The 12153-nt window shown below is 54.5% G+C and carries 10 protein-coding genes and 1 tRNA gene; 7 read left to right on the top strand and 4 right to left on the bottom strand.

What is annotated here, in order from left to right; translation table 11 throughout:
* Positions 1 to 149 precede the first annotated feature (149 nt).
* On the top strand, positions 150 to 1514 hold the full coding sequence (locus tag G0Q06_RS07385) for a UDP-glucose 6-dehydrogenase (protein WP_163964007.1): 1365 nt from the start codon (positions 150 to 152) through the stop codon (positions 1512 to 1514).
* Positions 1515 to 1532: 18 nt separating this feature from the next.
* Here G0Q06_RS07385 and G0Q06_RS07380 read toward each other — a convergent pair whose 3' ends face one another.
* The 3 genes from G0Q06_RS07380 to G0Q06_RS07370 all read right to left on the bottom strand — a co-directional run bounded on the left by G0Q06_RS07380 (position 1533) and on the right by G0Q06_RS07370 (position 4619).
* On the bottom strand, positions 1533 to 3794 hold the full coding sequence (locus G0Q06_RS07380) for a cation:proton antiporter domain-containing protein (protein WP_163964005.1): 2262 nt from the start codon (positions 3792 to 3794) through the stop codon (positions 1533 to 1535).
* Entirely contained in the window at positions 3791 to 4465 is a 675-nt protein-coding gene (locus tag G0Q06_RS07375) for an HAD family hydrolase (protein WP_163964003.1), read from the bottom strand. Before G0Q06_RS07375 ends, G0Q06_RS07380 begins: the two co-directional genes overlap by 4 nt.
* Positions 4466 to 4544: 79 nt before the next feature.
* A tRNA-Gln gene (locus G0Q06_RS07370) sits at positions 4545 to 4619 on the bottom strand.
* A 131-nt stretch (positions 4620 to 4750) separates the two neighbouring features.
* Here G0Q06_RS07370 and pyrH point away from each other — a divergent pair.
* The 3 genes from pyrH to proB all read left to right on the top strand — a co-directional run bounded on the left by pyrH (position 4751) and on the right by proB (position 7244).
* The gene (gene pyrH / locus G0Q06_RS07365) at positions 4751 to 5488 is read left to right on the top strand and encodes a UMP kinase (RefSeq protein ID WP_163964001.1); all 738 of its coding nucleotides are present in this window, start codon (positions 4751 to 4753) and stop codon (positions 5486 to 5488) included.
* 75 nt (positions 5489 to 5563) lie between these two features.
* Positions 5564 to 6130 (top strand): ribosome recycling factor, encoded by a 567-nt coding sequence (gene frr, locus G0Q06_RS07360; RefSeq protein ID WP_163964000.1) that lies wholly within the window; start codon positions 5564 to 5566, stop codon positions 6128 to 6130.
* Positions 6131 to 6137: 7 nt separating this feature from the next.
* Positions 6138 to 7244 (top strand): glutamate 5-kinase, encoded by a 1107-nt coding sequence (gene proB, locus G0Q06_RS07355; RefSeq protein WP_163963998.1) that lies wholly within the window; start codon positions 6138 to 6140, stop codon positions 7242 to 7244.
* Positions 7245 to 7256: 12 nt separating this feature from the next.
* Here the strand turns inward: proB and G0Q06_RS07350 are convergent, their stop codons facing one another.
* Positions 7257 to 8213 (bottom strand): type I phosphomannose isomerase catalytic subunit, encoded by a 957-nt coding sequence (locus tag G0Q06_RS07350; RefSeq protein ID WP_163963996.1) that lies wholly within the window; start codon positions 8211 to 8213, stop codon positions 7257 to 7259.
* 94 nt (positions 8214 to 8307) lie between these two features.
* Between G0Q06_RS07350 and G0Q06_RS07345 the strand changes: the two genes are divergently transcribed.
* Genes G0Q06_RS07345 through G0Q06_RS07335 form a run of 3 tightly spaced genes read left to right on the top strand, consistent with a single transcriptional unit; the run spans position 8308 to position 12144 of the window.
* Complete coding sequence (locus G0Q06_RS07345) at positions 8308 to 10899, top strand: DNA translocase FtsK (RefSeq protein WP_163963994.1); 2592 nt, start codon at positions 8308 to 8310, stop codon at positions 10897 to 10899.
* Positions 10886 to 11509 carry a guanylate kinase gene (gene gmk / locus G0Q06_RS07340; RefSeq protein ID WP_163963992.1) on the top strand — a complete coding sequence of 208 codons (624 nt, stop codon included), beginning with the start codon at positions 10886 to 10888 and terminating at the stop codon, positions 11507 to 11509. The genes G0Q06_RS07345 and gmk overlap by 14 nt, the downstream gene beginning before the upstream one ends.
* Positions 11506 to 12144, top strand: coding sequence for a response regulator (locus G0Q06_RS07335; protein ID WP_163963990.1), 639 nt, complete (start codon positions 11506 to 11508; stop codon positions 12142 to 12144). Before gmk ends, G0Q06_RS07335 begins: the two co-directional genes overlap by 4 nt.
* The last annotated feature ends 9 nt before the right edge of the window (positions 12145 to 12153 follow it).

Raw genomic sequence — 12153 nt, 5'->3', positions numbered from 1 at the left:
GCCGTAAGTCCAACAGGGAGGCCACGTGCTTATGATTCATATTTATTACTTATTAAAATAAACAGGGGTTGCGTCAAGCCTTGGGTTTAAAAAGGGAAAGGAATAAATATCCTCGCCAGCGGGTAACGAAGATATTTCTTACGGAATACATGAAAATCTGTTGTATAGGAGCCGGATATGTGGGTGGGCCGACGATGGCCAAGATTGCCCAGAAGTGCGAAAAGATCGAAGTCACGGTTGTGGACATGAACCCGGACCGGATAGCCGCATGGCAGACGGATGAGCTACCTGTTTACGAACCGGGACTGCTTGAGGTTGTCAAGGAGGCCCGTGGTCGCAACTTGTTTTTCTCAACGGATGTGGACGCAAAGATCAAGGAGGCCGATATTGTCTTCATTTGTGTAAACACCCCGACAAAGACATTTGGAATCGGGGCCGGAAAAGCCGCTGATCTCCAGTATGTGGAGAAGTGCGCCCGGCAGATCGCGTCTGTCTCGGACAGCGACAAGATCATTGTCGAAAAGTCGACCCTGCCCGTCCGCACCGCCGAATCCATCAAGCGCATCCTCGACTCGACCGGTTCCAGCAACAAATTCCAAGTCCTCTCCAATCCGGAATTCCTTGCTGAAGGAACGGCTATGGCGGACCTTGAGAACCCAGACCGGGTCCTGATCGGTGGCGAGACGACGGAAGAAGGCCAGGCAGCTGTCCAGAAGCTCGTGGATGTCTATGCCGAATGGGTGCCGCGGGAAAACATCCTCACCACGAATCTCTGGAGCTCCGAGCTTTCAAAATTGACCGCCAACGCCTTTCTGGCCCAGCGCATCAGCTCGATCAACGCCATTTCGGCCCTCTGTGAAGCAACAGGGGCGGATGTGGACGAGGTAGCCTACGCAATTGGCCGCGATTCACGGATTGGACCCAAGTTTCTGAAGAGCAGTGTCGGCTTCGGGGGATCCTGCTTCCAGAAGGACATCCTGAATTTGGTTTACCTGTGCAACCACTTTGGTTTGTCATCGGTGGCAGACTACTGGGAATCGGTCGTCCAGATGAACGACTACCAGAAGCGCCGCTTCAGCCAGCGGATTGTCCGGACGCTCTTCAACACCGTTTCCGGCAAGAAAATCGCTATCCTTGGCTTTGCCTTCAAGAAGGACACTAACGACACCCGTGAATCCGCCGCGATACATGTCTGCAAGGACTTGTTGGAAGAAGGTGGCCATCTGGCGATCTACGACCCGAAAGTCACGACAGCGCAGATTTATTCCGATCTTGGTATCGATGAATCGAATACACAGGTCTCAATCCACAAGGACGCCTACTCGGCCGCGGACAAGGCTCACGCTGTCGCGATCCTCACAGAATGGGATGTCCTCAAGGAGGACCAGACCGATTACAACAAAGTCTTCGACTCGATGGAAAAGCCGGCCTTTTTCTTTGATGGGCGCAACCTCGTCGACCTGGAAGTGCTTCGTAAGATCGGGTTTGAGGCTCACGGAATCGGCAAGCCCTGAGGTGTTCAGTAATGACTGCTATCCCCGTGCGTCAGCGAACGGGGTGTGTTGCCTTCGGTAACGGCGGATTAGCGGGAGAATATCTGCCGGATCATCGCAATCAAACAGTTGCTGTCGAACCTCGGCATCTGCACAAAGGCGGGCAATTTCCCCGAGCACAGCCAGGTGAAGCTCGGGTTTATCAACCGGACTGACCAGCATGAAGACAAGGCGCACGGGATCCTCTTCATCACCGAGCTCGATCCCGGTTGGCAACAAACCAATGGCGCAACACGTGCGGCTGATGCCCTCCACCTTGGCATGAGGCAAAGCAACTCCGTGTCCCAGAGTCGTCGGAACGGATAATTCCCGCTCAAGAAGCTGATCCAAAAGCACGCTCCCGGAAAGGATGGGGTCCGCTGTGGAAAGTTGTCCCGCCAAGGCCTTGTAGAGCTCACCCGGTTCCTTGGTATCCAGCGAAACAATCCAATCACTGTTCAGGGCATTGAGCAGATAATCCGCCTCCCTCTGCAGGTAAAGTGTGCTGGGTGCCACCTTGTCGGAGGTCATTTTGCTATCCGGGCCAGGATCCAGGAGAACTTCCTCGGCGTGCGCGGTCAGCAAGGCAGCAAGGTTTCCGGGATTTTTCATCCGCATGCCTTCGAGTTCGACGGTGGCCGCCTCCCCGAGCATGAGCTCGGAACTAATCATGGACGGTTTTGGCATCCAGCTCCACAAGATGATACCGGTGTGATGAATGTCCTCCTCGGCTGGCTTGGAAGAAGCCCACCGATAAACATGGTCCTTCCCGAAAACGGGTTCCCATTTTTTGCACAAAAGCTCGTTGAGGTCCTCATTGTCGGTAAAGGCCATCAGCTTTCCGACCCCGCGCATTTCCACGCGATCCTCGATGGCCGCCGTCTCCCGGGCATCCCCGAAAAAGGCCTTGAGGCCTTCCTGCTGGGCCTCACTCACGGCCACCCGGTTCCCGTCAACAAGGGCGACTGGCACTTCCCTCACCTTTTCAAGGAAGCGGGCTATCTGGCGGGCTATTGGATGCGCTCCGACAATCAACCATCCGTCTGGATGCTTCTCATTCAGGCCGAGAAGTTTTGATAGTGGTCCGGCGGTAAACCCTTGCAAAAGGACCGTTGTGAAGATCACGGAGTAGACGAAAGTCTCGAGAAAAGCAGGATTTTCGAACCGGCCAAGCTCCGTCAGGGTCAGGACAAAAAGGGAAGCCATGGAGGCGGCAACCACTCCGCGCGGGGCCACCCATGAGAGAAAGACCAACTCCTTCCAGTTCAAGCCCGCCCCGCGGGTACAGGCAAAGATTGCCAAGGGGCGCACAACTAAAATGACAACACCGACCAGGGCAAATCCCAGTAATCCAAAATCAATGAACTGCTGAAGTTGCAGGCGGGCGGTCAGGAGAATAAAGACAAAGCCGATCAGGAGATCCGTTATAATCGATTTGAACTCAACAATCCCCCGCAAGGCTGGCGGTTGACGCGATCCGCAGATCAACCCGGCCACAATCACTGAAAGCAGCCCCCCTTCGGCAATTATCGCCTCCGTCACGCCGAAGATGAGCATGGCGGATCCAACCGTGAATACATTGATCATTTCCTCCGGAATAATCTGTTTCTTCAAGATCCAGGCAATCAGCTCGCCACCGACGACGCCGATCAGCAACCCGCCAAGGAGCCGGATTGCAAAGTGAATGAACGCCTCCTCGCCCCCACCGCCAACAACCCACTCATAGGCCAGAACGGCAAGAAAAACGCCGATCGGATCAATCAGGACCCCTTCCCAGTGAAGAATGTTGTGCAGGTTCCATTTTAACCGGATTCGTTTTAAGATTGGCTGGATGACGGTTGGTCCAGTCACGATAACGAGGCTGCTTGTGAGGGCGGCAAAGGCGGGATCAACTGGAAAGATTAGCCAGATCGTCAGCCCCGTGCCGACCCATGTCACGACCACCCCGACAGTCAGTAGATTCCGGATAACCCTTGGGGCGGAACGATACCCGTTCACATCAAGGGTCAGCCCCCCCTCAAAGAGAATGAGGCCAACGGCTACTGCCACCAGGACATTGAGCGCGGGTCCCAACGTGTCCGGTTGCACAAATCCCAGTACCTCCGGGCCGAGGATAATGCCCCCGAAAAGCAGGAGAACGATTCCCGGAATCTTGAGCATCTTGGCAAGGACCATGAGCATCCCTCCCACCGCAATGGAAAGGGCAAGGGTGCTCACCACCACATTGCCCATGTCACCATTCAATTGTGCTGCTAAAATCATAGGGGCGAGGCTTTGGATCGACTTTCAGCCAACGCCTGAAGGATTTTGGGGAGGCTCGAGAAACAGGGACACCCGGTCTCCTTCAGGCGGTTCATCGGATGATGCCCTCCTTCGATCATCCACCCGTCAATGCCCATCTCAGCGGCTACTTCAGCGTCGTGCATGGTATCACCGATCAGCAGCACCCGTGCCGGATCAATCCCGGATTCACGAATCCAGTCACAACCCCGGCCGGACTTGCCCGGTGCATGAATGGAATCAATTCCCAGCAATTCATCGAAGAACCCAGCCAGGCCGTAATCGCTGATCATCCGTTCAAGGTTGTCCTGCCGGCTGGCACTCAGGACAGATTGGCGGATCCCAAGGTCCCGGATCTGACCAAGCGCTTCGACGGTTCCTTCGCGAAGAACACAACTGTTCACATTTTGAAAGTACGTGTCCACGAATTCATGGGAAATCACTTCGAACGGCTCCTTCTCAAAATCAAAGCCAAGACGCTCGTAATAAAGTATAACCGGAAAATCAAAGAGCCGCCCGTGTTCCTCCCTGGAGGGTTCCGGCAAGCCACGGCGCCGGAGCATGCTGTTGATAATCGAAAGGCCGTACAGACTGTCGTCGAGGAGGGTCCCGTTCCAGTCCCATAAAATTACATCGTAGCCAGAGCCATCCATATCCGTGACGAAAGGTAAAACCTCCGCAAAGGCAACTGCACATTAGAATAATGGCACAGGGAGCAAAAAATGGTGAAAATGGCAGGCCCACAAGGACTTGAACCTTGAATGGCTGGACCAAAACCAGCTGTGTTGCCAATTACACCATGGGCCTACGCTTGATAAAGGAGAGCAATAAAGGCCCGCCCAATCCCCTCGTCAAGCACGATCCCGAATTCTCCGGGCCTATCTTTGAGCGTGAGAGGGATTGACCTTTTGCGCTTCGCTCCAACACTGTCCGCTTTGATGCAAGCAAGTTCCGAAGGCAGTGAAACCCGCGTCAAGCGGATCGTTCTAAAACTAAGCGGTGAAGTCCTTCGCTGCAGCAAATCAGGGGAAACGATTGATGGAACCATCCTGCACGACGTGTGCAAGCAGGTGAAATCAGTTTATGACCTCGGAATTGAGATCGGACTTGTCGTGGGAGGAGGCAATATCTTCCGCGGCCTGAGCGGCGTTGAAAAGCGGGGGGTTGCCCGGACCACAGGCGACTATATGGGCATGATGGCCACCGTGATCAACGGGATGGCCCTGATGGATTGCCTGGAAAAAATGGAAGTGCCCGTGCGGGTGCTCAGCGCAATCGAGATGAACAAGGTGGCTGAGCCTTATATCCTCCGCCGGGCCACGCGACATCTTGAGAAAAAGCGTGTGGTTATATTTGTTGGCGGAACAGGAAACCCTTATTTCTCCACAGACACCACGGCCGCCCTGCGGGCCAGTGAGATTGGCGCTGAAGTCATTTTGAAGGCCACCAAGGTTGATGGAATCTACGACAAGGATCCCGTAAAGCATCCGGATGCGGTGAAATTCGACAAGATCTCCTTTGCCGAGGCCCTCAAACTTCGCCTGAAAGTCATGGATGCGACAGCCTTTGCTCTCTGCCAGGACAATAAAATGCCGATCCTTGTCTTCAATATGAACCAGGAAGGCGGGATCAAACAGGCGGTCCTTGGGAAAAAAATTGGCACCCTCGTCAGTTAATCCCCTCGACCGAGGCTTGAACCCGTTTGTACAGACCCTATAAAGATAATTCTAAACCCAATTTGGAGGTAAATCATGGACTTCGACACAATTCATCTGGAAGCAGTAGAGCTGATGCAAAAGGCGCTTCAACACACCTTGCATGAGTTCGCCAACATTCATACCGGCAAGGCCACGCCGGCGATGATCGAGAATATTTCTGTTCACGTGGAATCCTACGGTTCCAATATGGCCATCCGTGAGTTGGGTGCGATCACAACTCCGGATAACCACACCCTGCAAGTCACGCCATGGGATAAGGGCACTTCAGGGGCCATCGAAAAAGGGATCCGGGATGCCAATCTCGGGCTGAATCCCCTTTCGAGAGGCGCAACCATTCTGGTCCCCATCCCGGAACTTTCCGGTGACCGGCGTAAGGAGATGGTCAAGATGGCCGCTAATCATGCAGAGGAAGGCCGTGTCAGTGTTCGGCAGGCCCGTCACCACGCAATGGATCAGCTTAAAAAACTCAAAACGGATGGGCACGTCTCTGAGGATGATGTGAAGCGCCATGAGAAGGAAATCCAGGACGAAACGGATTCCCATGTGAAGCAGATCAATGACGCCCTCGCGGCCAAGGAGCAGGAGCTCCTGCAAGTCTAGGCACTTCATGCAGTTTCTGGAGGCGAATGCGCGCCGGGTCGTCATAAAGATCGGGACCAATTCATTGACGGGTCCCGGGGGCGATCTGCTGAGCGGCCGTATTGAAGCCGTTTGCAGGGAAATTTCCTCCCTCAAGGAGCACGGCTTTGAAGTGGTTGTGGTCTCCTCGGGTGCCGTCGGGTTGGGCATCGGAAAACTTGAATTGACCGACAGACCGGATGATCTCGCAGGCTTGCAGGCCTGTGCGGCAGTCGGGCAATCCTGCCTCATGCAGGCATGGCAGGCTGCCCTCCAGACTCACCAGATAACGGCTGCCCAAATTCTCCTCACCCGCGAAGATGTCCAGGGCCGCAAGCGGCATCTGGCCGTCCGGAATACACTCGAGGAATTGCTTTCATACGGGGCCGTCCCTGTTGTGAACGAAAACGACACGGTCAGCGCGGATGAGATTAAATTCGGTGACAATGACGTCCTGAGCGCGCTGGTAGCCAGTCTTATAAAAGCCGACCTGCTGATCATCCTCTCCAACATTCCCGGGCTCATGAAGGATCATGGGCGAGGAGCCCTGATTCCCTTGGTTGAAGAGGTCACGGAAGACATCCGAGAGCTTGCCGGTGGTCCCGAAAACCAATTTTCCACTGGTGGGATGATCACCAAGATTGAAGCTGCGAAGCTGGCCACCCAATCCGGTTGCGGGGTCTTTATTGGCAGTGCCAATGAGCCCGGGATCATCGGAAAGGTCCATGATGGCACAGCCCCCGGAACCTTTTTCATGCCGCAGACGATTTCCCTTGCCGCCCGGAAGCGCTGGATTGCTTTTTTTGAGAAACCAATGGGCTCCCTCCATCTTGATGCAGGGGCAGCACGGGCCATTCTTGAAAATCATTCCAGCCTGCTGGCGAAGGGGCTTCTCAGCTGCACAGGTTCCTTCGAGCAGGGCGCGGTAGTCAACCTTCTCGATCCCGATTCAAATACAATTGCCCGCGGGATTGTCGCTTATGATGCCGCGACGCTTAGTGGCATTATCGGGTTGGATTCCAGCCAAATCCAGAAGACCCAACCGGAACGATCGCGCTTTGAGGTCGTCCATCGCGACAGCCTGGTGCTGATCTGAAGGTGCCCGGGATTACTGCGCGGAAGTGACTGTGTTGAAGCGGTCGGTCACCAGGACAACAGATGCCGTCTCCGCTTTCCATGAGGATTCTCCCGAATATGGCAGGATAATGTTGTCCCCGCGGGTCACGGCATTTCCGTCCCCGGCAACCAGCTTACCTTCAGCGACACTGAGAATGCGCGGTTCTTCATTGGCAGGAAAGAAAAGTTCCTCACCGGGCTTCAGCTCAAGCCGGCGAAGGCGAAATTCCTCAGAATCGGCCAGAACCGATTCCGGGCCTTCGGGGTGCATCAACTCGGGATCCGTATCCTCGAAATCTATGGATTTCATGGATTCCTCAATGTGCAACTGCCGCGGCTTTCCATCCAGGCCGACCCGTCCCCAGTCATAGACGCGATAGGTCGTGTCCGAATTTTGCTGAATCTCAAGGATCAGGTTCCCAGCATCAATTGCGTGCAGGCGCCCACTTCGGACAAAGAGGGAATCCCCTTTTCTCGCCGGAAGGCGGCAGACCAATCCCTCCAGCTCCTCATCTTCAATTGCTTTGCGAAACACGTCGGCCTGCACGCCCGGCTTGACCCCGGCCAGCAGGGCCGCATCCGGTGTGGCTTCCACAATGTACCAATTCTCAGTCTTGGGCTCACCATTGAGCTCGGGCGCGACCGAGGCAGGTGGATGAACCTGCAGGCTGAGCCGGTCCTGGCAGTCCAACCACTTCACTAGGATGGGAAACGGCCTGTCGGCTGGCCAACCCGGACCCATCAGGGCATTCGGATCCGATCTACGAAGGGTTCCGAGGGTCCCGGTTCCTGAATCAAGGGGAGAGTCCGCCTCCGGCCGGTCGACGAGTTCCCAGCTTTCGCCAATCACCTTTCCTTCCGGCAAATCACGCCCGAGGGAAAGCTCAAGGCCCCGGCCTCCCCAGACTCGCTCTTGATAAATTGGTGTAAAACGCAGAAAAGAAATCATAAAAAAGATAAAAAACTCGTGATGTACGTGGTCAATTGCTAATCCTTCCTTGTCTTCTGGAAAGCTTCTGCCTATTCAATTTCCCTTAACATAAATGGCAGCCAGGAAGCGTAAACCGGTGCAGAAAGCACCCACATTCGGACCACGGGATCCAAAACCAAGGCCTTTTTTGGCTTTGGTCTTCCTTATACTTGGACTTTTGATGGCACTTGCCGTCGGGGATTATCACCCCACCCAGAATCCCTCCTTTTATTCTGATATCCAGGATAGCAATCTCATCGGGAAATTCGGCGTCCAGGTGGCCTCCTTCACTCTTTACCTGATGGGTCTGGCGGCCTATGCCACGCCGGTACTGGCTTTTTGGATCTCCTACATGTTTTTCAGACCGTATGCCCGGAAACTCGGTATCCGAAAGCTGGTCCCTGTCGTTCTCGTTTTCCTGAGCCTCTCAGTCTTTGGCAGCATGTACCAGATTGAGTCGGCCGAGTCTCCTGTTGTGGGGGTTGTTCATCTGGCGGAGGTTTCCGACAACTTCTTCCCATACGGCTGGGGAGGCCTTCTGGGCTTTTACATCTATGCCCAGTTCTTGCGCGATTTTCTGGGTATGGTCGGCTCCATCGTGGTCTTTGGTGTCTTTAGTCTGTTTTCCCTCGTTTTCCTGCTCTTCGACAATGTGGGCAGCGACATTCGTCATCTTTTCAGCGTGAAGATTGCAGCCTGGGTGGCTTCACGTGAGGAACGGGCTATCGCCCGCCGGGAACGCAAGGAAGCCCGTAAAGCCGAAAAACTGGCTAGAAAACAGAAAGCCCTTGAAGCTAAAAAGGCCAAGGCCGCCTCCGCCCCGCTTGCCCCAGACGAAACTCCGGCAGTGGCCAAGCCCCCGGAGAAAGCCCCTTCAAACCTGAAGATCGGGCGTTCCGAAATAGCAGAACCTTTCGAGCCAATCATGGAGGAAGATACCGTTCCGCAGGCTCAAAAAATGGAAGCTCCGGTTCCAAAGGCCAAGGAGGCTCCCGTAAAGAAGCCAAAAGGCATCACCCTCCCATCGTCCTCTGCCACGGAAAAGGCAGCTGCCACAGGGTCAAACCTGCGCATTATTGCGGGCGAGGAAGTCAAGAAGGCGGCAGCCAAACTTCCCGAGAGGAAGGGTAATTACAAATTCCCGCCAATGCGCCTGCTTACTGAACAAGCTGAGCCGACAACCGTGGAAGACGAATCCGTGCACCAGGCAACATCCGAGATGCTGGTGAAAACCCTCGAGGAATTCGGGGTGCGGGTCTCTCCGGGTGATGTCCATACGGGTCCGGTCATCACACGCTATGATGTGTTCCCCGCCCCCGGTGTCCGCGTGGAGAAAATCCAGAATCTGGACAAGAACATCGCCCTCAACCTGAAGGCGCTTTCGGTGCGTATTCTGGCCCCTGTCCCAGGCAAGGGGTGCGTCGGGGTAGAAGTTCCCAACAAGCACCCGCAATCTGTCTTTATTCGCGATATTCTTGAATCAGCTGACTGGGTTAACAATAAGGCCGAGATTCCGATTGCCCTTGGAAAGGATGTTTCCGGCAAACCCCTGATTGCCGACCTGACCAAAATGCCTCACCTCCTCATTGCCGGTTCGACCGGTTCGGGCAAGACAGTTTGTATTAACGCTGTCATTACATCCCTTCTTTATCATTCCAGTCCTGAGGATCTGCGCTTTGTCATGGTCGACCCGAAAATTGTGGAAATGCAGGTTTATAATTCACTGCCCCACATGCTGGTCCCGGTTGTCACGGATCCAAAGAAGGTACCCAACGCGCTCAAGTATCTGCTCAATGAGATGGAGAAGCGTTACCAACTCTTCGCCGGGCTCGGGGTCCGCAACATCGCCGGCTATAATGCCAAGATGATCAAGTCGAAGCGTGAGGCCAAGGAATTTGAAGAGCGGGCCGCCGCCCTTGATGCTGAATTGACGCCGGAAGAAAGAGCCGCCGCATCCCAGATCGAGGTTCCGCGCGATCCGGGAGCCGGCGAGGAAGCCCCACCGGAAAAACTTCCCTACATCGTGTGTATTGTGGACGAGCTGGCTGACCTGATGATGGTTGCTCCAGCTGACATTGAAACCGGCATTGCCCGACTTGCTCAATTGGCCCGTGCTGCCGGAATTCATCTGATCCTCGCCACACAGCGACCATCCGTGAATGTCATTACGGGCGTCATCAAGGCCAACCTGCCAAGCAGGATATCATTCAAGGTAGCCTCCCGCGTCGACTCACGGACTATTCTGGATACCATGGGGGCCGACCACTTGATTGGAAAAGGGGACATGCTCTTCCTGCCACCAGGCTCGGCAGACCTTGTTCGCGCCCAGGGCGCCTTTGTCAGCGATGATGAGATTACGGCTATTGTCAGTCAGATCAGCGAGATAAATGGCGGACCCGTGTTTGATGAGCAATTTCAACGCAACATTGAATCTGGAGATGACTCCTCCTCCACGGCGGAAGGCGAGTGGGAAGACGAGTTGGTCCCGGATGCAATCAACGTCATCAAGACAAGCAAACGGGCATCCACATCAATGCTGCAACGCCGCTTGAAAATAGGTTATAACCGGGCCGCCCGGATTATGGAAATCCTCGAGGCGGAGGGTATGGTCGGGCCGGAAAACGGGTCCAGTCCGCGGGAAATCCTGATGGATGTCGATCTCTGAAAACTGGCGATCGATGACTGTTCCCCCCACCGCATCGCCGATTATCCTCATCATATGCGGCCCCGCAGGGTCAGGCAAAACCACCCTTTGTGAGCAGTTGCTAAGCGAATTTCCCGACCGCATTGAGCGCATTGTCACGACCACCAGCCGGCAACCAAGACCCGGGGAAGTGGACGGGCTCGACTACCACTTTCTTGATGAGGAAGTGTTCAAAAGGCGACTTGAAAACGGTGACTTTATCGAATGGGCGATCGTCCATGGACGATACTATGGCTCACAGAAAAAGCACATCCTGCAACAATTGGAAAAAGGCAAGGATCTCATGCTCAATATTGATATCCAGGGAGCACAAACATTCAGGAAAGAGCCGTCGATAAATTCGCGCTTGGCCGGTGGGTTGCATACGATTTTTATCCAGCCGGAATCCCTCGAGCAAATCCGCGAGCGCCTGAAGGGTCGCGGAGAAAGCGAAATGGAAATCGAAAGGCGCCTCAAGTCCGCCAGGATTGAACTGCAGGAAGTGGACAATTTTGAACACGTTATCTTAAGTGGAACCCGTGAGGCCGATTACGACGCCCTACGGAAATTATACCTCTCACTCAGGAAATGATGAAAAAAGTATATGTAATAGAAGACCAGACTATCCTCCGTCAGCTCGTCTGTCGCCTTGTTGAGGAATTGCCTGAATGTGAATTGGCGGGCCAGTCAGGCGACGGACTGGAGGGGTATGATGCGTGCCGTGAAATCAAGCCGGACTTGGTCATTGTCGATATTATGGTCCCCAGCTTGAACGGTCTGGAGATTGTCAGGCAACTGAGGAAGGACCTTCCACGCGTTAAGCTGATTATCTTCTCCGCCTATTCGTCACGGGAGCGGGTTCAGTCGGCCATGAAGGCGGGCGTGAACGGAATCATCCACAAGAACGCCTCCATTGACGAATTGGAGGAGGGCATTAAGCGAGTGCTCAACAACGAGTCATTCATGAGTAGCCAGATCCTGGAAACCCTGAGGGACTTGATGCTCAATCCGCATGTCACGGATTCCATGGAGAAATTGACGACCCGGGAACGTGAGCTGCTTCAATTGATTGCCGAGGGCAACACGACCAAGGAGATTGCCGCCAAACTTAACATTAGCGTGAAGACCGCGGATACCCACCGCACCAATGTCATGAACAAACTGGATATTCATGATATTGCCGGGCTGACACGATTCGCCATCCAGAATGGTATCGTCGAGGCCTGAGCGGGAGAC

Origin of the sequence: Oceanipulchritudo coccoides (genome assembly GCF_010500615.1) — a bacterium.
Taxonomy (GTDB): domain Bacteria; phylum Verrucomicrobiota; class Verrucomicrobiia; order Opitutales; family Oceanipulchritudinaceae; genus Oceanipulchritudo; species Oceanipulchritudo coccoides.
The sequence above is the reverse complement of the archived record's forward strand: the minus strand, read 5'-3'. Positions and strand labels throughout refer to the sequence as shown.

Excerpts from the sequence above, each read along its gene's own strand:
- G0Q06_RS07385 (WP_163964007.1), top strand. The coding sequence starts at position 150 with ATGAAAATCTGTTGTATAGGAGCCGGATATGTGGGTGGGCCGACGATG.
- G0Q06_RS07380 (WP_163964005.1), bottom strand. The coding sequence starts at position 3,794 with ATGATTTTAGCAGCACAATTGAATGGTGACATGGGCAATGTGGTGGTG.
- G0Q06_RS07375 (WP_163964003.1), bottom strand. The coding sequence starts at position 4,465 with ATGGATGGCTCTGGCTACGATGTAATTTTATGGGACTGGAACGGGACC.
- pyrH (WP_163964001.1), top strand. The coding sequence starts at position 4,751 with ATGCAAGCAAGTTCCGAAGGCAGTGAAACCCGCGTCAAGCGGATCGTT.
- frr (WP_163964000.1), top strand. The coding sequence starts at position 5,564 with ATGGACTTCGACACAATTCATCTGGAAGCAGTAGAGCTGATGCAAAAG.
- proB (WP_163963998.1), top strand. The coding sequence starts at position 6,138 with ATGCAGTTTCTGGAGGCGAATGCGCGCCGGGTCGTCATAAAGATCGGG.
- G0Q06_RS07350 (WP_163963996.1), bottom strand. The coding sequence starts at position 8,213 with ATGATTTCTTTTCTGCGTTTTACACCAATTTATCAAGAGCGAGTCTGG.
- G0Q06_RS07345 (WP_163963994.1), top strand. The coding sequence starts at position 8,308 with ATGGCAGCCAGGAAGCGTAAACCGGTGCAGAAAGCACCCACATTCGGA.
- gmk (WP_163963992.1), top strand. The coding sequence starts at position 10,886 with ATGTCGATCTCTGAAAACTGGCGATCGATGACTGTTCCCCCCACCGCA.
- G0Q06_RS07335 (WP_163963990.1), top strand. The coding sequence starts at position 11,506 with ATGATGAAAAAAGTATATGTAATAGAAGACCAGACTATCCTCCGTCAG.